Origin of the sequence: Algoriphagus oliviformis, assembly GCF_017254915.1 — a bacterium.
Taxonomy (GTDB): domain Bacteria; phylum Bacteroidota; class Bacteroidia; order Cytophagales; family Cyclobacteriaceae; genus Algoriphagus; species Algoriphagus oliviformis.
The window spans coordinates 23,455-43,740 of record NZ_JAFKCT010000011.1 but is presented as its reverse complement, the minus strand read 5'-3'; the positions used below and the strand labels follow the sequence as shown (position 1 = coordinate 43,740).

Genomic DNA, 20,286 nt, shown 5'->3' with positions numbered 1-20,286 from the left:
AATATTACTAATTAATTTGGAAAATATCTGCCCAGCCAACTATTTCGCACGGGTCGCCACAGGTTTTTTAGATCTGCTTTGACCCGGACCGTGGGATTGATGACAGCGGTCTCCAGATCGATCTCCCCAGAGGCCACACGGGACTTCACCCCCAAGGCCGGGATGACCTTCACTTCGCCGCCGGAGCGCTTTAGCGTAATCTTCCCCTGATCCGTCAGATTGGTGCCGAGGACATTTTCCAGCTCGCGCAAAGTCCTGACGGAACTGTCGATGGAGCAGCCACTGGCTCCGAGATGGCTCTCATCTACCGCCAAGACGAGGATTTGGTCTTCAAAGATCTCAAAGGAGGTAGGCATCAGGTTGCCGTGGGTATTCCAGCCTTCGCAAAAACTGGCCAAGCGATCACGGACCAGCTGTGCGTCGGATTCTGAGATTTTTTTATCGGCCTGATACACCCAGACTCGGGAGTGATCCGGCATTTTTTCAAAAGGGAGGTACATAGGGTCGTTTGTCTCACAAAGAAAAACTCTTTCAGCATAACGGCAAAAAGGCCCGAATTGATTCAATGTGAAGGATCAAATCCCCATTTCTTTGGCGATCATCTCCGCCAAATCGAAGACTTTGACCTCTGCTTCCCGGTTTTTGTTTTTCACGCCATCGGTCATCATCGTCAGGCAAAAAGGACAGCCCACGGCAATGGCTTGCGCCCCGGTCGCGAGGGCTTCTTCCGTACGCTCCACATTGACGTCCTTATTGCCCGGCTCGGGCTCCTTAAACATCTGCGCACCGCCAGCCCCACAGCAGAGGCCCTTGGTCCGGCAGCGCTTCATCTCCACCAGCTCCACATCCAGCGCCTTGATGACTTCACGCGGCGCTTCGTACACGTCGTTTGCACGGCCCAGATAGCAGGAATCGTGGAAGGTGATCTTCTTTCCCTTAAACTCCCCGCCGCCCTGAAGCCGCACTTTGCCCTCGTTGATCAGCTGCTGGAGAAACTGGGAATGGTGGATCACCTCGTAGTCGCCGCCCAGCGCGGGGTATTCGTTTTTGATGGTATTGAAGCAATGCGGGCAGGCAGTGACGACCTTCTTGACTTCATAGGCATTCATCACTTGGATATTGGCGACGGCCTGCATCTGGAAAAGAAACTCGTTGCCAGCCCTTCTCGCGGGATCTCCCGTGCAGGTCTCCTCCGGCCCCAGCACAGCAAAGCTCACCCCGACTTTGTTCAGGATCTTGACGAATGCCTGGGTGACGGCCTTGTAGCGCTCGTCGAAAGAACCGGCACAGCCCACCCAAAACAGGACTTCCGGGCTTTGGCCACTCGCGGCCATCTCGGCCATGGTGGGAACTTTATAGGTTGACATATTCTGGATTTACGATTTTTGGTTTTCTGATTTACGACGCTTCGACTAGTCTTAAAAAGCAATGGATAAAAGCCCTTTTACCTGCCGACTGCAAACTGGCTGCTGCCTACTGAAAGCAGATCACTGCATTTCCTCTTCTTTCACTTTCTCCGCCCAATTGAAGCGATCGGATGGGCTAAACTTCCATGGAGAGAAGCTCGTCTCCATGTTTTGGAACATCGCATTCCACTGCGCCGGAGTGCCGGACTCCTCCATGGCGACGTAGCGTCGCATCTGCAGGATGATGGACAGGGGATCGATATTGACCGGACAGGCCTCCACACAGGCGTTGCAGCTTGTGCAGGCGTTCAGCTCCTCTTTGCTGATGTAGTCGCCTAGGAGCGACTTGCCGTCCTCCAGTCCAGGGCCGCCGGCATCGAGGCTTTTGCCCACTTCCTCCGCCCGGTCTCGCACGTCCATCATGATCTTCCTAGGGGAAAGCTTCTTGCCCGTGATATTCGCGGGACATTCCGCCGTGCAGCGGCCGCATTCCGTGCAGGAGTAGGCATTGAGGACATTGATCCAGCTCAGGTCGTTGACGTCCTTGGCTCCAAACCGGCCTATCTCAGCTGGAGGCTCGCCGGCATTTTCCACAGGAATGCCGAGCATCATGTTCACTTCATTGGTCACTTCGGGCATGTTCTTCATCTCCCCTTTAGGCTTCAGGTTGGAATACCAGGTGTTTGGGAAAGCCAAAAAGATATGCAGATGCTTGGAATAGGTCACATACACCGCAAAGGCCAAGATGCCGATGATGTGAAACCACCAGGCCGCCCGCTCCACGAACACGAGAAAACCATCCGAGAAACCCTCGAATATCGGACGGAACAAGCCACTGAAGAAAAGAGGCCCTACCGTGATGTAATGCCCCACGCCCCGCTCTGCCAAGAGCTGATCGGCCGCGTTCATCTTCAAAATCGCAAACATCAGCACAATCTCGATCACCAAGATAAGGTTGGCGTCCAGTCCTGGCCAGCCCTTCAGCTCGGGCTTGTTGAGTCTTTCTACTTTCAGGATATTTCTTCGGATGAGAAAAGCGAAGCAGGAAATCAGCACGCAGACCGCCAAAAACTCGAAGAAATTCATCGCAGCGGTATAAGCCGCCCCCAAAAGCGGGGCAAACAACCTGTGCGTACCCAGAATCCCATCGAGGACAAACTCCAGCACTTCCAGATTGATCACCAGAAAGCCGACATAGATCAGGAGGTGCAAAAACGCTGGAATGACGCGCTTGAACATTTTTTGCTGGCCAAATGCCACCAAGGCCATGGTTTTCCAGCGCCGATCCGGCTGGTCATTTCTGGCCTCAGCCTTTCCCAAAAGGATGTTTCGCTTCAGAAACTTGACCCTTTTGGTCAACAGATAGCCAGCAGCCCCCAGAATCAGCACAAATATGATTTGAGATAAAACACTCATAGTGATCAGATTAGCTTGTTTTTCATTTTTTAGCCTTATTTTTTTTCAGAAAAGGGTTTGTATCAGAAACCCAAATTTCTACCTTTGCATCACTTTACAACACGGTGATATAGCTCAGTTGGTAGAGCATCGGACTGAAAATCCGTGAGTCGGTGGTTCGAGTCCACTTATCACCACCCTCCCGATCCACACGGATCGGGATTTTTTTTGCCCATTTTTTCAGATTTCCGAGGCCCAGACGCGACTTTTCCATAGCTGCAAAATATAAAATAGTCTGCATGCCTACTATTTATTGCCTCAAATTTAAATTGAGTCTAAGGCAGGCAAAAGCCCAAAAATGCTCCAACGGCGCCAGCTATCCGACTCACAGCAAGCCCTTTTAGGCTCGGAAAAATATTTTGTCGATTTTTCACCCCCAGGTGTAACAATCCCGGCGCTCACGCATCATCTACATAAATGAATTCATTTTTCGAAACGCATATCTGGCCCATGCGAGGTAGACTATATAGACTGGTCTACCTATGGATCAAAGACCCCTCGCTGGCCGAGGATGCGCTTCAGAATGTGTTTGAGAAAAGCGTGGAGCGTCAAAAGGAACTCCAAAACCACCCCAACCTGATGGGCTGGATGGTGAAAAGCCTGAAAAACGAGGTGCTGATGCACCACCGAAAAAACAGCAGACTGGAAGGACTCGAAGGCATGCCGGAGCCCGCCGCCGTCCCAGCCGACACGCTGGAGGCAAGGGAGTCCCACCGACTGATCTTTGGGCTGGTGGCCACCCTGCCCGACAAGCAAAGGGAAATCTTTCACCTCCGCGAAGTCGAGGAAATGAGCTACGAGGAAATAGCCCAGCACCTGGACATCAGCCTCGACCAAGTCAAGGTCAACCTGCACCGGGCCAGAAAGACGCTTCGCCAAAAACTGATCAACCAAGGAATAAGCAGATGAAGGAGAGAATAGACGAGCTATTGGAAAAATACTGGGAAGGCGAGACCTCCCTGGCCGAGGAGAAAGAACTCCGAAACCTTGTCGCCTCGACCGAAGGCTACGAGCGGGAAAAGGAGCTGTTCCAGGCTCTGGGCGGGTTTCGGGCCGAAGAGCCGAAGGCCGTGCACATCCCCGGAAAAAGCAGGCAAAGGTGGCTAAGCCAAGGAATGAGCTGGGCGGCCTCCATCGCCCTTTTGCTGGGCGCCTACTGGGGATGGTCAGCCTACGAGCAAAAGCAGGCCGAGGAACAGGCCTACCGAGAAGTCATGGAGGCCTTGGCGCTGATCCAAACCAACCTTTCCAAAGGACAAGCCCAGCTCGACCCACTCCATGACCTGAGATACCTGAACACAACCAAGCAGCTGTTCCAGCTGGAACCAACACGCTAGACCATGAAAAAGACCCTACTCCTACTGTTTTTCCTCACTGGATTCGCCAGCCTGACCTTCGGCCAGGACGACGCCATCCAGAAGTTCTTCTCCAAATACATGGAGGACGACCGATTTTCCCGGGTCTACATCTCGCCAAAGATGATGCAGATGGCGGGAGGATTCCTCAAAAGCAACGCTGGCGCCGACGCCGAAGCAGAAGAGCTGGGCAAGCTGATCTCCAAAATCAAAGGGATCCGCATCCTCTCCTCCGAGGAAGTCGACGGCATGACACTATATAAGGAGGCCATGACCACCCTCAACCGCAACAAATACGAGGACCTCATGGACATCAAGGACAAGGGCTCCAACCTGAAATTCATGGTCAGGGAAGAAGGAGGCCTGATCAAAGAGCTGACGATGCTCTCCGGCGACAGCAAGTCTTTCACCCTACTCTCCATGCTGGGCAGCTTCACCTACGAAGACCTCAACCTGCTGGCCGAAAAGACCGACATCCCGGGCATGGACCAATACGGAAAGGGATCGAAAGGCGTGAAATGACACGACTAGCCATACCATCACAATTTTGAAAACTAAATCCACAACCCATCCACACATGAAAAAGCTACTCTTAACCCTAAGCATCTTTGCAATCGCGCTGGCCGCTCAGGCCCAAAGCAAAAGTGTCGCCGCACTCAAGGACAAGTACAAATCCAATGACGACTTCTTTCACCTGGAGCTCGGCGGCAACTTCATGAGCTTCGCAGAAGGCTTCAAGATCGATATCGACGAGGACGACATGGCCACCGTCGCCAAATCGGTCGAAAAACTGAACTTCTTCACGCTGCCCGACGGCTCCAATTCCCTGGCGGAATACAAAACGCTCCAAAAAGGACTGGAAAAAGAACGCTACGAGCTCCTGATGGAGGCATCCGAAGGAAAGGGAGGGATCTTGGTCTACTCCAAAGGAGCCTCAGTCATCTCCGATTTGGTCATTTTGGTAGGCGATGACGAAGAAGACGGCCTGATCGTGGTGGAGCTGAAAGGAAAATTCACCCAAGAGTCTCTCGCCAAGGCAACCGCACAGCTGAATTAGGAGATTTTAAACCCCTCATTTCCCAATTTCGACAGAAAAAGCCCACTATCCGGGCTTTTTTTCGTTTGACCAAAATCAAAATCCATTTTTTCTCATACTTCTACAATCGATTGCGAAACAGGGAAATTCCAGCAGGAATAATTTTTATTATTTCGCAAAAACCATCCAAATCAAAATATTATTTCTCATTTGGTTTTTTTCTCCCCACAAAGCGGCTTTCGCAATCGATAGCGAGACTAAATTATTATATTTTCAATGATTTTACTTTTTCATTAATGAATCATAAATTTTTATAAAGTTTTATTGAAACATTTGCAATTCAGGTTCCGTGTAGTACATTTGTAATGTAATTCGAATTGCATCGATAGCGCGTAACCCCAAAATCGCCCCCTGATAGAAACAGTCTATCCTGCGGTTACAAAAAAAATCTGAAACCTATTTTAAACCAACTACTTAAAATGAGAAAACTATTCACCTTGCTTTTTGCTGCGGGGATCGCAGCAGGAGCTTTTGCAAAAAACGACGAGAAAGCTGTAGAAATCAGACAAACTGAGCCAGCTAAAGTAATGGTAGCCGTGCCTAACGCACCGGAAGGCATCCTGACCGTAAAGATCACAGACGCTGACGACCGTCTGGTATTGCGCGACAGAATCACTAAGACTGAAGCTTTCGCAAAAAGATATGACCTGAACGCACTTCCTATAGGTACCTACTCTATCGAAGTGTCTGACGTCAACGGTACTCTGAGAACTGCTACTTTCAGCACCGAAGCGGTGGTAAAGCCAGTAGTTTACACCCGAGTGACTGAAATGGGCAACGACCAGTACAGACTCTTGGTATCCAACCTGGAGGCCAAAGACGTGACTGTACAGATCTTTGACGGTGACAAGCTGATTCACACTGAAGCAATCGACAATCCTCAAGGCCTTCACAAGATCTACACGATCACTAAGCCTAACTTCCCTGAGGCAATCAGCTTCAAAGTGACTACTGCCAGCGGATTCGAAGCTTACGCTGCAGCTAAGTAAGTAAACCAACTATTTGGAAATACCCCCTGCTGAGGCAACTTGGCAGGGGTTTATTTTTTTGGGCCACATCAAAAGCCATCATGCGATGGCTTCCCGCCTTAGTCTGCATAGCCATCGAAAAGCAACCTTTCGGAAACAAGCGTAGCCCCAGACCTTCGAAATCCCGGCAAAGCCCTGAAAGGAATCCCGGCGGTTTGCTCAGACCGGGCTTTTGTAGCAGTGACAGATCGGAAAAAAAACGCCCAGCACGGGTAGCGAACCCTTCTTGAGGCAAAAAAAAACCTTGGAGATTGCTCCCCAAGGGTTTATTGTATGATTATCCGCTTTTTTGCCAGTGGACAGCCGTGACAATCCGAAAGAACGCCAAAGTTAGGGCTTTGCCCTACTTCGGTCTTCGGTCATCGGTCTTCCGACCTGCCTGAGCAGACAGGCCCGATTGAAGAAGCAAATTCGCTTACTGGCAAGATTACGGATAACCATGTTTTATTGAATGGATGTCCCGAATCAGATATCGGCAGTCTCCACGTTTTTGAAATACACCTGCTTGTCCGCATCCAGATCGACCAAGACAGCCGAATCGTTTTTGATATAGCCGGACAGGATCTGCTTCGATAGCTCGTTTAGGATCATCCGCTGCATCGTTCTCTTCAGCGGTCTCGCGCCAAACTGCGGATCGAAGCCCACTTCACCCAGGTAGTCCAGCACTTCGGTCGTCGCCTCTATGTCGATGTTTGCCTCGGCCAGTCGCTTCTGGATTTCCTTCCATTGGATATCGACGATGCGTCGCGTGATCTCCCGGTTGAGCGGCTCAAACATGATGGTCTCGTCAATCCTGTTCAGAAACTCCGGTCTTACCGACTTTTTCAAGAGGTCAAACACTTCGGTTTTGGTCTTTTCCAAGACCTCCTCTTTGTTCCACTCTTCCATCTCGGCAAAGCGCTCCTGGATCAGGTGCGAACCGATATTGGTCGTCAGGATGATGATCGTGTTCTTGAAGTTGGCGATCCGGCCTTTGTTGTCCGTCAGACGTCCATCATCCAAGACTTGGAGCAGGATGTTGAATACGTCCGGATGGGCCTTTTCGATTTCATCCAGCAAGACCACGGAGTAAGGCTTTCTCCTCACCGCTTCGGTCAGCTGCCCGCCTTCGTCGTAGCCCACGTAGCCCGGAGGCGCTCCCACGAGCCGGCTGACCGCATGACGCTCCTGGTATTCGGACATGTCTATCCTCACCATGGCGTTTTCGTCATTGAAGAGATATTCTGCCAAAGCTTTCGCCAGCTCGGTCTTACCAACGCCGGTGGTTCCCATGAAGATAAAACTGCCAATCGGCCGCTTCGGATCCTGAAGCCCAGCCCGGCTTCGGCGAACGGCGTCGGAAAGTGCGGAAATCGCCTCTTTTTGCCCCGCTACACGCTTGCCCAGCTCTTCCTCCAAGTGTAGGAGCTTTTCCCGCTCGGACTGGATCATCTTCGAAAGGGGAATCCCCGTCCACTTCGATACAACTGAAGCTATATCCTCTTGATCGACCTCCTCCTTCAGCAAAGGGGAACCAGCCTGCATCTCATCGAGCTGCCTTTTGAAGGACTCGAGCTTCTGCTCCGCCTCGACGATCTTACCGTATCGGATCTCGGCGACTTTGCCAAAATCCCCAGCGCGCTCAGCTTGCTCGGCTTCCAGCTTCAGCTTGTCGATGGCTTCTTTTTCCCGACGAATGCCCATGATCACGGCCTTTTCACTTTCCCATTTCGCCTTTACGTTCTGGCGCTTTTCGGAAAGCTCGGCGATCTCCTTGCTGAGGACGGTCTCTTTGTCGCGGTTGTTTTCCCTGCGGATCGCTTCCCGCTCGATTTCCAACTGCATGATGCGACGGTTGAGCTCATCGAGCTCCTGAGGCAAGGAGTCGATCTCCATCCGGAGTTTCGCCGCCGCCTCATCCATGAGGTCGATGGCCTTGTCCGGGAGAAAACGATCCGAAATATAGCGCTGGGAAAGCTCCACAGCGGCAATGACCGCGTCGTCCTTGATCCGGACTCCGTGGTGGAGCTCATACTTGTCCTTGATCCCGCGGAGAATGGAGATGGCATCAGCCGCATCCGGTTCATCCACGATGACTGCCTGGAATCTACGCTCCAGCGCCTTGTCTTTTTCTATGTACTTTTGGTATTCCTTCAGCGTAGTCGCTCCGATGGCATGGAGCTCACCCCGCGCCAAGGCCGGCTTGAGCAGGTTGGCGGCATCCATGGCCCCCTCGCCTCCTCCGCCCGCTCCGATGAGCGTGTGGATCTCGTCGATGAACAGGATGATCTCGCCCTCGGCGTCAGTCACCTCTTTGATCACGGCTTTCAGTCGCTCCTCAAACTCGCCCTTGTACTTAGCGCCAGCGACCAAAAGCCCCATATCCAGCGATATCAGGGTTTTGGACTTGAGGTTTTCCGGCACGTCGCCGGACACGATCCGCTGGGCCAGCCCTTCGACGATGGCCGTTTTACCCACGCCGGGCTCGCCGAGCAGGATAGGGTTATTTTTTGTCCGCCTTGCAAGGATCTGCAAGACGCGCCTGATCTCTTCATCCCGGCCGATGACGGGGTCGATCTTGCCCTTTTTGGCCAGATCGTTCAGGTTTTTGGAGTACTTCTCCAGCGCCCTGTATTTGCTTTCTGCGTTTTGGTCTGTCACTTTGTTTCCTTTTCTGAGTTCTTTGATGGCTTCGATCAGAGGCTTTTCAGCCAAACCTTGATCCTTGAGCAATTTGGAGGCGGCATCGCTTCCGGCCAGTATGGCCAAAAGCAGATGTTCGATGGCTACGAATTCATCCCCAAAAGTCTTGAGGTAGTCCTTCGCCTTGGCCAAAACCTGATTGGCTCCGCCGGAGAGGTAGGGCTGCTGGTTTCCGCCGCTTACTTTCGGGAGCTTGGCCAGCTCCTGATCCAGCTTTTGGCCGATCAGCTGCTTGCTTGTGCCGAGTTTTTTGAAAAGAAAGTCGGTCACATTTTCGTCTTCGGAGAGTATGCCCTTCAGGAGATGGGCTGTTTCTATGGCAGGGGTTCCCGCCGCTGTGGCGATCTCCACGGCCTTTTGGATGGCCTCCTGCGATTTGATGGTAAATTGGTTAAAGTCCATAGGGAGTTGCTAGTGGTGTTGGTCTCTTCCCCTTCGATCAAATCTTCCGCCAAGGCCAATTTCCAGCCAGAATGGCCGAAAAGCATCGCTCAAAAGACCATTTCCAGAAAAATTGACAGAAAATACGCGACTCACCCTATACAAAAAATCCCCATAGACGGAGTCAAAAAGTGCTCAGCGCCAAAAAGAAACCCCGCCGGTTTGGGCGGGGCTGGTCTCAATTTCCTTTCTTCAGCATCTCACTGGCGGGCGGCGCCTTGACGCTGACTCCCGAGTTGGTATTGATGACCTCCGGAAAAAACACCTGAACCTGGTACCCCTGCTGGGACACAAAAAGCTTGCTCATCCCGTCGGTGATATCAAAGAGTGTGTTACTGTCCTGTAGGATAAGCCACTCTTTGTCCATATCCTTGAAAAGCGTGCGCAGAGGCACAAATGTCTTGTCGTCTTTTTGGATGGTGACGGGCAAAACGATCTTCTGATCCTTGGTCTTGGCCTTCCCCATATAGCACTCACTCGAATTCTGGTAAATGATCGAAATGACGACCTCATGGTCTCCATCGGGAACTGGCTGGGCGCCCTTGTTGACAAATTCGCTGTAGTAGCCGAGGTAGCAGCCCTCCACGCCTTTGAGATGGCGGCTCAAGCCATCCTGTGAATACGCCTGGAACAAAACGCCCAGAAAAAGAACCATGCAAATATTGACTTTCATAGCTGTGCGATAATTCATATTGTCTGTGGTAGATGTGATTGATTCATTACAAGGATATTATTTAAGGAAGGGCTATTTCATGAGAAAAGTCATCTAGGGGAAATTTAATTGGCTTTTCTTTGGCCAGACCCAAGCAAAAAAGCAGCCTCCCTCAGGGGTTGACCCACAGCCTCGCTTCCGCCTCGGGCTTGCTCCGGACGCCTAGACAATTCTCTCGGGCCTTAGCCCAGTCGCCCTCCAGTCTCTTTTCAAATGCCCCAACGGGCCAATTTCCGGACGGTTTGGCTGTCTCTAGCGACTTCTGAAGCACCGGAGCCCCATAGTGTTGGACAAAATAGGCGACCGTTGGCTCAGCGAGATGAAGTTCATCAAGCCATCGATACAGAGCTTTGGCAATCGACGAAGGATTTCCCTTTGAATATTCCTTTCGAAAAAGATCCCAATAGTAGCGCTCCGAATGGAGGTAGGCCTGATGCCGTTGACGATAGAGCAGCAGTACTTTTTTCCCAAAAAAAAACAAGACCAAGGCCCCACCAAATACCAGTACCGCAAAGACTACAAAGCGCCGTGGACTCATCCCCAAGATCAGCCTTGGCTTTTCTGAAGCTTCCTCAGCCAGTATTTCCTCCTGCTGCTGCGCAAGCGAATCCCGCACGGAAGCCAGCACACCCAAATCAGGATTTGGGGCTACCTGCACCGTCACCGCTTTGAGGGTGCGCTTGTAGAGCTTTTTGTGGGAGGAGTTGTACCAAGTAAAGACCATCTCAGGGATCGTCACCTCGCCTTCTTTCTCAAACAGGTAACGCATCGTCTCCGTGCGAGTCGCGCTGAAGGAGGTTTTGTCCTTGTGGTTGCTCACCGCGCTGCGCGCCGGATACTCGCTTACACCGGGAAGGGAATCCCACACAATCGGCGGAATCAGCTCCGCTACCGTACTGTAGGCCGTTCGGGTGATTTTCCGCTCCAATACGTCGCCTACTTTTACTTGCTTCCGATCCCGATAGCTATCGGGACCAGTCCACTGCTCGCTCGCACTGAGTCCCCCGGCCACCAGCCATTCTCCTGAGGAAAAGGAAGAGGGGGGAGGCTTTACCGTAATGATCCGCTCCTTGGACTTCACGCTGTGCTTTATCCCCTTGAATCCCCTAGGAGCGGGCGACTCCACTTCGATATCGAGGACCGGAAAAGTAACCTGACCGACCTCATAGGGAAAGACATGGTAGATCTGCTGCACCCCGGCATAGGTCTGCCCATCCCGCTGGAAGGAAATGCTCACCGGCCGAAAGTACACCGAAAAGGCATCCTTCACCTTGATATTTCCCAGATCCAATCCGGTGGTAAACCAGGTGGAAGTATAGACTTTGACCGACACCTCCACGGGCTCACCGACATAGACGGAGCTTTTGTTCACCGTCACGTCTGCCCAGATCGTCTGAGCCAAGGACTGCATGCAGAGGCCTAGAAAAAGCCCCACAGCCGCGATCAGCCTACCATTTCTTGCCATCTGCCTTCGGTTTTAGCTTGCTCTTTTTCACCTGATACTCAAATTTCTTTTGGAGGAAAAGCGCCGGATCGTCGTCCACTTTCCGCATCAGCATTTTGTCCGACATAGGCTGCTTGGTGGCGGTAATGTCATCGGGAACCTCGTCCAGTTCCTTACCCATGTGGATGTCGGAAGTGACCGTCTCCTCGTTACGGGAGGTCTCCATGTCCTTTTTGGTAGCCTCCTGTCCTCCGCCGCTGAGGTCTTCCATGCTGTCATTCTGCTTGTTTTGGGCTTGTTTTCCCTGGTCGCCATCATCCGTCTCCTCAGCCGCTTGCGGAGTCATGCTATCTTCCCCTCTCGGGATTTGTTTCATGAGCTGATTGGCTTGTGCAGCTGGCGCAAAGTCCGGATCGAGCGTAGCGGCATCCTGAAAGGCGAGCATCGCCCCCAGCGTATCTCCTGACTGGAAATAGGCCAAGCCCAGATTGTACGCGCCTTGGGCTGTGGTATCCTGCTGAAAGTCCGCGATGGCATCGGCGTAATTCCCCGCTTTGAAATTGGCCACTCCACGACGCATCGGATCCTCAAAGCGCTGCGCGGCTTGCGCAAAATCGCCGCGATCACTAAGCTTTTGCCCCTGGTAGTCCTCCGTGTACCACAGGTCCGCAAACCTAGACCCATCGGTGCAGGAGCTAAATACCAGCAGCAAGAAGGAATACATCACCCAGCCTTTTCTAAACCAAAGCAAGAGCAGCAAGGCCATCGGAATCACCAGCAACAAGCCCATGTCCCGCCATTCATCATCCTTTTCCTCCGGCTTTTCGGTAAACATCAGATTGTCCGAGATGGCCTTGCTGATCAGCTCCACATCCGAATCGTCCAGCGTCAGCTCGTGCACGCTCACCCGATCGAGCGAGGCTAGCTGCGAAAGAATCTGCCGATCCAGGGAGGAGTGGACGACATTGCCATTGGAGTCTTTGAAAAAGGCCTTGGAATGCGGCATGGGCACCTCCGCCCCGGCATCGGTCGCCATGGGAAGCAGGGCGACTTTGCCGGCATTGGACTGCACAAAAGCCTGAATCGCGTCGAAAGCGTCCTCATCCAAATCATCCGACATCACCAGCACCGTCCCGGGAGCCGTGGTCACGCCCATCACCGAGTCGGCCATCGCAAACGCCGCCTCCAAATCCGAGCCCGGAAAGGGCATCACAGCCGGTGTCAAGCCATCGACATGGCTCGTGATGATCTCATAGTCTCGGGTCAGCGGCACGATGGTATGGGCAGTCCCCGCAAAACCCACGAGGGCGACTCGGGCTTGCGGGTTATGCTTCACCAGGTCGTTGATCTTGAACTTAGCGCGCTCTAGGCGGGTAGGCTGCAGGTCAGTCGCCATCATGCTTTGCGACAGATCGAGCAAGATGACCACCGGAGTCTCCAGCTCCTGTCCCGGCACCTCCACTCGTTTCCAAGTAGGCCCAGCCAAGCCCAAAATACCACAGCTCAGCGCCAGTGCAAAGAGGAGTTGCATCAGGTATTTGGTCCGTTCGCTGCCTTTTTTGATCACATATTCCCGCAGGTGGGGCGCGATGACCTTTTTCCAGGCCAAGTCCTGCCTCATGCTCAGCAGGCCGGTCAGCCAAAACAGCCCTACCAAGACCAATAGCCATAAAAAGATCGGCCTCAAGAAATGAAAGGCTTCCCAATCCACCGGAAGAACACCCTCAAACATAGCCGCCCTCCCTTCTCTTCAAAGCCCGAATCAACTGAACCAGCGAACCGATAAACGCGCTAAACAGCAAAAGCCCCAAGGCCGCTCCGAGCGGATAGTAGTACAGCAGCGTCACGGGCCGGTTTTCCATTTCCTCGTATTCGATGGGCTCCAGCTTGTCCACCTCGGCGTAGATTTCCGCCAAGCGGCTCTCGTCTTTTGCCAAAAAATATTGCCCATGGGTCATGTCGGCGATGTCCTGCAGCGTGCGCTCGTCGAGGTCGCTCCCGCTTTTGCCCGGATCGCCTATGCCGATGGTGTAGATCATGATGGAGTCCTTGGCCGCCATGTCGGCGGCATCCAGCGGCAGCACATCGTCGCCCGAGTCGATCCCATCGGTGAGCAGCAGCATCACCTTGGTCTCGATGGTGTCCTTTTCAAACATCCCCACGCCCTTTGCAATCGCCTTGCCGATATGGGTCATCTGCCCGGCCATGCCCACATCGGCCTCATCCAGCATCTCCGTGACTGTGACCAAGTCCGGCGTGAAAGGCGCTTGGACATAGGCATTGCTGCCAAAAAACACCAAGCCCATGCGGTCGCCCTGGCGCTTCTGGATAAAGTCGTGCATCACCTCCTTCACCGCGTCCCAACGCCGGGCCTTTTGGCCGTCGATTACCCAGTCATTTTGGGCCATACTAAACGAGATGTCCGCCGCGATGAGAAAATTGCGGGAGGTCTTCACCTTCATCTCCGGCTCGCCCACAAGCTGGGGGGACGAGAGCGCCGCCAACACCAAGGCCCAGCTCAAGGCCAACACCAGCCATTGGAAAAAGTTTTTCCGCTTCACCAGCGCGGACTTTCTGGGTTTCTCGCCGGTATAGCCCACCGCCTTCTCATACACCGGCAGCGTGATCGAGGCGCTCTTCATCCGCAGTGGCGGCAGGAGCCAGTAGATCAGCAGCGGCAGGGGCAGCAGCCAAAAAACCCAAAGATGCGCTATTTCAAAGTTTGACGGCATGCGTTCTCACCCATTGTTTGGCGTTGGACAATACCAGACTGTAGGCCTCCGCAGGCATGGGCTGGCTTCGGTAGATCGCAGATTGGATATGTACGTCCTGCGCGAGGAGTCTTACGTTTTTGCCAGTAGCCTCCAGAAACTTCAACCATTCGCTGCCTGAGAGCGGGCTGACTTTTTCCCGACCAAAAGCATGGATCGCCGTGCGCTTCAGCACCACAAAAACCTCCACTGCCTGATCGGCCTTGATACCCTCCAAATGTCGCAGTGCCTCCCGGCGATAGCGGTTGCGCGCATAGGATCGGTACCAAAAAAATGCCGCGACCAACAGTCCCAAAACAAGCAATCCACCCAAAATCGGCCAGCCAACCGTCTCAAAGCTGAATCGCACCGGCTCCGGCTCATAAAGCTTCCCCACTTCAAACTGCCGAAGCAAAGCAGAAGTCGTGTCCTGGGCCACGCTGTCTTGATATATCCTCATTTGGTAGGCGATTTGAAAACATCCTTGAGCTGCTGGTCGATGGGCGTGACCGTATCGATCTGGAATATGGGAATCCGGTGTTTTTTCAGACTGGACTCAAAAGCCTGGAAATCCTGGTCAAAACCTTCCTCAAACTTCCGTTTCAGGGATTTTTCCTTGCCGTCCACGGACACCTGCGTATGCTCATCCCCAGCGACAAATTTGACTTCAGCGATCTCCCGCTCGAAGGGATCGCTCACCTTGGCCAAGATCACGTCATTGTGTTGGCCCAGCAGGACGATAGACTTGAGCACATCCAGTGAGTAGCGATGGAAATCACTGATGATCAGAATCAGGAAATCATGCGTCACGATGTTTCGGGTTTTGGCTGTCACGTCTTTCAGCAGATCCTCAAACTTGCCGTCTTGGTGGTCCAAGAGCTCATGGTTTCGCTTGACTATATTTTCAAAAAATCGGAGGATATTCCTTCTGTCCCGCTTGGGAAAGACGATGTCCACACCCTGGTCACCATACACGATTCCTCCTACACGATCTCCTTCCTTCAAAATCCGAAAGGCCGCCAAAGCCGCCAGCTCTGCCGCCACGACGGACTTGGTCTTTTTTTGGGAGCCAAAAAACATGGACTTGGACTGGTCTACCAGGATCAAGGCTGGCTTTTCCTTTTCCTCGCTGAACACCCGCGTGTGCGTTTCCTTAGTCCGAGCAGTGACTTTCCAGTCGATGTTGCGAATGTCGTCGCCCTTGACATAGTGCCGCACTTCCTCAAAGTCCAGTCCTCGCCCACGCAGCTTGGAGGCGTGTTTTCCGCCCAGAATTGTTTTCACCTTCTGCTTTCTGGCCAAAAGATTAAAGTGATGGGCATAGCGCTCCATGCCCAAGAGATCCTTGAGCGAACAAAAAATATCAGCCGGAAATATGGTTTCCTTTGCCATGGGCTGAGAAGATTTAGGCCACTACCGCGACTTGCTTGAGGATTTCGTCCAAGACTTGGTCGGCGGTCACGCCCTCCGCATTGGCCTCATAGCTCAGGATGAGTCGGTGGCGCAGGCAATCGTGGACGACCGCGCGGACATTCTCCGGCGTGACAAAGTCATTTCCACCCATCCAGGCGTGCGTGCGCGCGGCACGGTCTAGCGCGATACTTCCCCTGGGACTCGCGCCAAAGTCCAGCCAGCCATCGAGCTCTTCACTGTATTTCTTGGGATAGCGCGTGGCCGAGATGATGTCCACAATGTATTTTTCCATCGCCTCAGAGATCTTCACCTGTGCGATTTCCTTTCTTGCATCAAAGATCACTTGGGGAGAAAGCTTTTCCTTTCTCGCTCCTTTATCCGCACTCTGCTCGTTTCTATTCAGCCGCAAAATCGCCAACTCCGAAGCGTCATCGGGATAGCTGATCACCACGTGCATGAGGAAGCGGTCCATCTGGGCCTCAGGAAGCGGATACGTCCCCTCCTGCTCCACGGGGTTTTGGGTCGCCATCACCATGAAGAGCGGCTCCATCTTGTAGGTTTTGCCCGCGACGGACACCTGCCGCTCTTCCATGGCTTCGAGCAAAGCCGATTGGACTTTGGCCGGAGCCCGGTTGATCTCGTCGGCGAGGATCAGGTTGCTGAAGATCGGCCCCTGCTGGAAGACAAACTTTTCTGCCAACTCGGGCTGATAGATCTCCGTGCCTGTCACGTCCGAGGGCAGCAGATCGGGGGTAAATTGGATTCGGCTCAGGCCGCAGTCCAGCTCGCTGGCCAAGGTCTTGATCGCCCGGGTCTTGGCCAAGCCCGGTAAGCCCTCCAAGAGCATATTGCCATCGGCGAGCAAAACGAGAATCAAGCGGTCAATCAGGTCTGCCTGCCCAATGATGGAAGCAGCCATCCTATTCTTCAGTTCTTGGATAGATTCCTGTGCAGTCATAGTCAAAAAAAACACTCGTGTTTTGGGTAGGAAAATAAAAAGGTTACCCGTCAACTGCCGGGTAACCTTCTGCTAGGACGCTATATCAGTTCCTCGCCGGAGAGGCGAGCTGTTGGACCACTTTGTCCACCGAAAGGGAAGACCCCGTCTGCGGTGGGAAGTCTTTGAACGTGGACAGGAACTGTGCGGCAAAACGCTGTGCCGGCACAAACAGCCACATGTTTTCCCCATACCATCTGGTGTACATACCTGACTCCCATGACACTTCGTATGGGTCAGCTCTCAGGTTGATCGCCAGTGGCCAGCTTGGGGACTTGCGGTAGGCGGTATTGATGGCGCCATCCATGATGGCGAAGTGCAGCTTCCACATCTCGTAGCGGATGGCGTTGAGGTTGCCACCGGCATCGAAGTAGAAAATCTCTTTTCTAGGAGACTCCTTCACATCGCCTTTCAGGAAAGGCATCATGTTGTAGCCATCCAGATGCTGCTTAAAGGTTTTTCCATTAGCCTGATAGCCTTTCAAAACTTTCTCCTTGATATTGGGTTCGCCCGCTGCGGCGACCAAAGTTGGCATCATGTCCTCGTGGGAGAAGATCTCATTGTGAACGGTACCTGGCTTGATCACGCCCGGCCAGCGGATGGCGGTCGGCACGCGGAATCCACCTTCCCAAGTGGTTCCTTTTTCCCCACGGAATGGAGAAGACCCTCCGTCAGGCCAGCTGAATTTCTCGGCACCGTTATCCGTAGAGTACATCACGATGGTGTTGTCGGTAATACCCAGCTCGTCCAGCTTGTCCAGAATACGGCCGACGGCTTTGTCATGCTCGACCATCCCGTCGGCGTACAGACCGATTCCGGTCACGCCGTCACTTTCAGGCTTCAGGTGCGTCCATACGTGCATACGCGTAGCGCTCAACCACACAAAGAAGGGCTTGCCGTCTGCATGGGCTTTTTCGATAAATGCGATGGCGGCATTCTCAAACTCATCATCCACGGTCTCCATACGCTTGGAAGTCAAGGGCCCGGTATCCTGGATGTTGCCATCGGCGGTACTGTGGATCACACCACGCGGGCCAAACTTCTTGCGAAACTCCGGATCCTTGGGATAGTAGTAGCCCTCCGGCTCCTCCTCGGCATTGAGGTGGTAGAGGTTGCCAAAAAACTCGTCGAAGCCATGATTGGTCGGCAAGTGCTCATCCTGATCGCCTAGGTGGTTTTTGCCAAACTGGCCCGTGGCATAGCCTTGAGGCTTGAGCAGGTCGGCAATGGTTGGCTGTGTCTTTTGGATACCATGGGAGTCTCCTGGCATGCCGATGGTCAGCAGGCCGGTTCGGAATGGATGCTGCCCCAAGATAAAGGCCGCGCGTCCGGCGGTACAGGACTGCTGTCCGTACCAGTCGGTGAATACCGCGCCTTCCTTGGCGATGCGGTCGATGTTCGGTGTTTTGTAGCCCATCAGGCCGTTGTTGTTGAAGCCCACGTTGCTCCAGCCGATGTCATCTCCCCAGATGACCAGGATGTTTGGTTTGCTCTGCGCCTGAGCCAGCATGGGCGTAAAAAGCAGCAGCAGCAAGGCTTTGAAAAGGGAATGTGTGTGTTTCATATGGTATAGGGTCAAAAATTTACTTGATTAAAAATTTACCTTGTTTCATTCTCCATGAGGCTCCAAGTGAATGGTCGCCCAGGCTAGCTGGGCGACCATTGCTCGGCTTTTTTAAAGTAACAGGTCTCCTGGCGCCGGTCTTTTCCCAAAAGAACTATCCAAAAGCATGGGATAAAAAGAAGATCCTAACAGGAAAGCGTCACCGCTCCCCTTTCGGCCAATTAGTTGGAGCCCATAGACTCGATCTGCTTTTGGATCTTCTCCAGATTGAAGGATCCCGGAGATTGGCTGGGAGGATAGTCCTTCATGGTCATCAAAAACTCGCCTGCCATCTGCTGCATGGGAACGAGGACAAAAGCCCTGTCCAAAAACCAATCGTTGTAGGTATTGGAATTGTGTTGTGCTTTCTCGAAAGGATCCCTTCTCAGGTTGAACAACAAGGGGACTCTCAGCTCGACAAACGGTTCTCTCCACACCTCAAAGGCCTGGCCCCTATTCTCCAGAAAGACGGCCTTCCAAGCATCATATCTCATTGCGACCACTTGTCCGTCATCATTGACGTAGATAAATTCCTTTCTGGGTGCCTCCTTGGTCTTGCCAGTGAGGTAGTCCAGCTGATTGACACCATCGATGTAGTTCTTGTAGTTTCGACCTATAGCAGAGTATCCTTTCTTGATCTTGTCTGCTACGTTGGGGTCTCCAGCCGCCGCCGCGAAGGTTGGCAGCCAATCTTCGTGGGAGAAGATGCCGTTGTATGTCACCCCTCCCGGAATATGCCCTGGCCACTTGACAAAGGCCGGTACGCGATAGGCTCCCTCCCAGTTGGAGTTCTTTTCCGAACGGAAAGGTGTAGTTCCAGCATCTGGCCACGTATTGTAGTGCGGGCCGTTGTCCGTGCTGTAGAAGACGATCGTATTGTCTGCAATCCCCAGCTCATCGAGGTAGTCCAGCAGCTCACCGACCATCTTGTCATGCTCGATCATCCCATCGGTGTACTCGTCGTTTCCGGGATGTCTGTTTTCGTCCTTCACGTGCGTTCTAAAGTGCATTCTGGTAGCATTCCACCAAGTAAAAAAAGGCTTGCCGGCATCCACCTGCTTTTTGATGAAAGTCTTGGCTGCCGCTATCGTTTCTTCGTCGATGGTCTCCATCCTTTTCTTGGTCAATGGCCCCGTATCTTCGATTTTTCCGTCTGAGTAGCTGTGGACGACTCCTCTTGGCCCATAATTTTCCAAGAAGGTCTTGCCGTTTTTCATGACCATATCCTTTGGATAGTCAAAATTTTCAGGCTCTTCTTCGGCATTGAGGTGATACAGATTACCAAAAAACTCGTCGAAGCCATGGTTGGTAGGCAAGTGCTCATCCCGGTCGCCTTGGTGGTTTTTCCCAAACTGGCCGGTATTATAGCCCAAGCTCTTCATGACGCCGGCGATGGTGATGTCCGTCTCCTGCCAGCCTTCCTTCGCACCGGGCAGCCCCACCTTGGTCATGCCTGTTCTCACAGGGACATTGCCTCCCAAAAAGGCCGCCCGTCCTGCGGTGCAGCTTTGCTGGCCATAGTAGTCTGTGAAGCTGGCTCCTTCCTTGGCTATTCTGTCAATGTTGGGGGTCATATACCCCATCATCCCTCGGTTGTTATGACTGATGTTCCAGGTTCCTATATCATCACCCCATATCACCAGGATGTTTGGCTTTTCCTGAGCTTTCGCCACAAAAGGCACGAACAGCATCAGCAGTAAAGATTTGAAAAGGGAGTATTTTTTATTCATATAAAAATTGGTTTGAAAAAGAATTCAATCTTGAATAAGTGACTAAATAACTGAGATAAAGTCAACTTGTCGAAAAGACGCTTCTGAAAGTTAAGCTTATTATCAGACCGACAAAATAAACCCACACAAAATCCTCTAAAATTTAACTTGAATCGACTATCTCGTTAATGTTGA

At 52.7% G+C, this 20,286-nt stretch carries 18 protein-coding genes and 1 tRNA gene; 6 read left to right on the top strand and 13 right to left on the bottom strand.

Annotation, left to right across the window (positions count from 1 at the left end; genetic code table 11):
* Nucleotides 1-11: 11 nt before the first annotated feature.
* From J0A68_RS19970 to J0A68_RS19960, 3 genes are all read right to left on the bottom strand, one after another.
* On the bottom strand, nucleotides 12-500 hold the full coding sequence (locus J0A68_RS19970) for a hypothetical protein (RefSeq protein WP_206580018.1): 489 nt from the start codon (nucleotides 498-500) through the stop codon (nucleotides 12-14).
* Between the two features lie 75 nt (nucleotides 501-575).
* On the bottom strand, nucleotides 576-1,367 hold the full coding sequence (locus J0A68_RS19965; protein WP_206580017.1) for a (Fe-S)-binding protein: 792 nt from the start codon (nucleotides 1,365-1,367) through the stop codon (nucleotides 576-578).
* A gap of 120 nt (nucleotides 1,368-1,487) precedes the next feature.
* Nucleotides 1,488-2,822, bottom strand: coding sequence for a 4Fe-4S dicluster domain-containing protein (locus J0A68_RS19960; RefSeq protein WP_206580016.1), 1,335 nt, complete (start codon nucleotides 2,820-2,822; stop codon nucleotides 1,488-1,490).
* 103 nt (nucleotides 2,823-2,925) lie between these two features.
* Here J0A68_RS19960 and J0A68_RS19955 point away from each other — a divergent pair.
* The 6 genes from J0A68_RS19955 (at nucleotide 2,926) to J0A68_RS19930 (ending at nucleotide 6,301) form a co-directional block, all read left to right on the top strand.
* Nucleotides 2,926-2,998: transfer RNA gene (locus J0A68_RS19955), tRNA-Phe, on the top strand.
* Between the two features lie 280 nt (nucleotides 2,999-3,278).
* A complete protein-coding gene (locus J0A68_RS19950) occupies nucleotides 3,279-3,770 on the top strand; it encodes a GFO_1088 family ECF-type sigma factor (protein WP_206580015.1) in 492 nt (163 codons plus the stop codon).
* The gene (locus tag J0A68_RS19945; RefSeq protein WP_206580014.1) at nucleotides 3,767-4,198 is read left to right on the top strand and encodes a PG0215 family putative anti-sigma factor; all 432 of its coding nucleotides are present in this window, start codon (nucleotides 3,767-3,769) and stop codon (nucleotides 4,196-4,198) included. Before J0A68_RS19950 ends, J0A68_RS19945 begins: the two co-directional genes overlap by 4 nt.
* A gap of 3 nt (nucleotides 4,199-4,201) precedes the next feature.
* Complete coding sequence (locus J0A68_RS19940; RefSeq protein ID WP_206580013.1) at nucleotides 4,202-4,738, top strand: DUF4252 domain-containing protein; 537 nt, start codon at nucleotides 4,202-4,204, stop codon at nucleotides 4,736-4,738.
* Between the two features lie 55 nt (nucleotides 4,739-4,793).
* Entirely contained in the window at nucleotides 4,794-5,273 is a 480-nt protein-coding gene (locus J0A68_RS19935) for a DUF4252 domain-containing protein (RefSeq protein ID WP_206580012.1), read from the top strand.
* Between the two features lie 458 nt (nucleotides 5,274-5,731).
* Nucleotides 5,732-6,301 carry a hypothetical protein gene (locus J0A68_RS19930; RefSeq protein ID WP_206580011.1) on the top strand — a complete coding sequence of 190 codons (570 nt, stop codon included), beginning with the start codon at nucleotides 5,732-5,734 and terminating at the stop codon, nucleotides 6,299-6,301.
* Nucleotides 6,302-6,805: 504 nt separating this feature from the next.
* Here the strand turns inward: J0A68_RS19930 and clpB are convergent.
* The 10 genes from clpB to J0A68_RS19880 form a co-directional block, all read right to left on the bottom strand.
* Nucleotides 6,806-9,424 carry an ATP-dependent chaperone ClpB gene (clpB, locus tag J0A68_RS19925; protein WP_206580010.1) on the bottom strand — a complete coding sequence of 873 codons (2,619 nt, stop codon included), beginning with the start codon at nucleotides 9,422-9,424 and terminating at the stop codon, nucleotides 6,806-6,808.
* A 217-nt stretch (nucleotides 9,425-9,641) separates the two neighbouring features.
* Nucleotides 9,642-10,136, bottom strand: a complete 495-nt coding sequence (locus tag J0A68_RS19920) for a hypothetical protein (protein WP_206580009.1) — start codon at nucleotides 10,134-10,136, stop codon at nucleotides 9,642-9,644.
* A 151-nt stretch (nucleotides 10,137-10,287) separates the two neighbouring features.
* Nucleotides 10,288-11,640 (bottom strand): BatD family protein, encoded by a 1,353-nt coding sequence (locus J0A68_RS19915; protein ID WP_206580008.1) that lies wholly within the window; start codon nucleotides 11,638-11,640, stop codon nucleotides 10,288-10,290.
* Nucleotides 11,624-13,306, bottom strand: a complete 1,683-nt coding sequence (locus J0A68_RS19910) for a VWA domain-containing protein (RefSeq protein ID WP_236025685.1) — start codon at nucleotides 13,304-13,306, stop codon at nucleotides 11,624-11,626. The genes J0A68_RS19915 and J0A68_RS19910 overlap by 17 nt, the downstream gene beginning before the upstream one ends.
* Nucleotides 13,307-13,343: 37 nt before the next feature.
* On the bottom strand, nucleotides 13,344-14,351 hold the full coding sequence (locus tag J0A68_RS19905) for a VWA domain-containing protein (protein WP_206580006.1): 1,008 nt from the start codon (nucleotides 14,349-14,351) through the stop codon (nucleotides 13,344-13,346).
* Nucleotides 14,335-14,829 (bottom strand): DUF4381 domain-containing protein, encoded by a 495-nt coding sequence (locus tag J0A68_RS19900; protein WP_206580005.1) that lies wholly within the window; start codon nucleotides 14,827-14,829, stop codon nucleotides 14,335-14,337. Before J0A68_RS19900 ends, J0A68_RS19905 begins: the two co-directional genes overlap by 17 nt.
* Nucleotides 14,826-15,761, bottom strand: coding sequence for a DUF58 domain-containing protein (locus J0A68_RS19895; RefSeq protein ID WP_206580004.1), 936 nt, complete (start codon nucleotides 15,759-15,761; stop codon nucleotides 14,826-14,828). The genes J0A68_RS19900 and J0A68_RS19895 overlap by 4 nt, the downstream gene beginning before the upstream one ends.
* A gap of 13 nt (nucleotides 15,762-15,774) precedes the next feature.
* A complete protein-coding gene (locus tag J0A68_RS19890; RefSeq protein ID WP_206580003.1) occupies nucleotides 15,775-16,740 on the bottom strand; it encodes an AAA family ATPase in 966 nt (321 codons plus the stop codon).
* 85 nt (nucleotides 16,741-16,825) lie between these two features.
* Complete coding sequence (locus J0A68_RS19885; RefSeq protein WP_236025684.1) at nucleotides 16,826-18,343, bottom strand: arylsulfatase; 1,518 nt, start codon at nucleotides 18,341-18,343, stop codon at nucleotides 16,826-16,828.
* A 221-nt stretch (nucleotides 18,344-18,564) separates the two neighbouring features.
* Nucleotides 18,565-20,112 (bottom strand): arylsulfatase, encoded by a 1,548-nt coding sequence (locus tag J0A68_RS19880; protein WP_206580002.1) that lies wholly within the window; start codon nucleotides 20,110-20,112, stop codon nucleotides 18,565-18,567.
* Nucleotides 20,113-20,286: the final 174 nt, after the last annotated feature.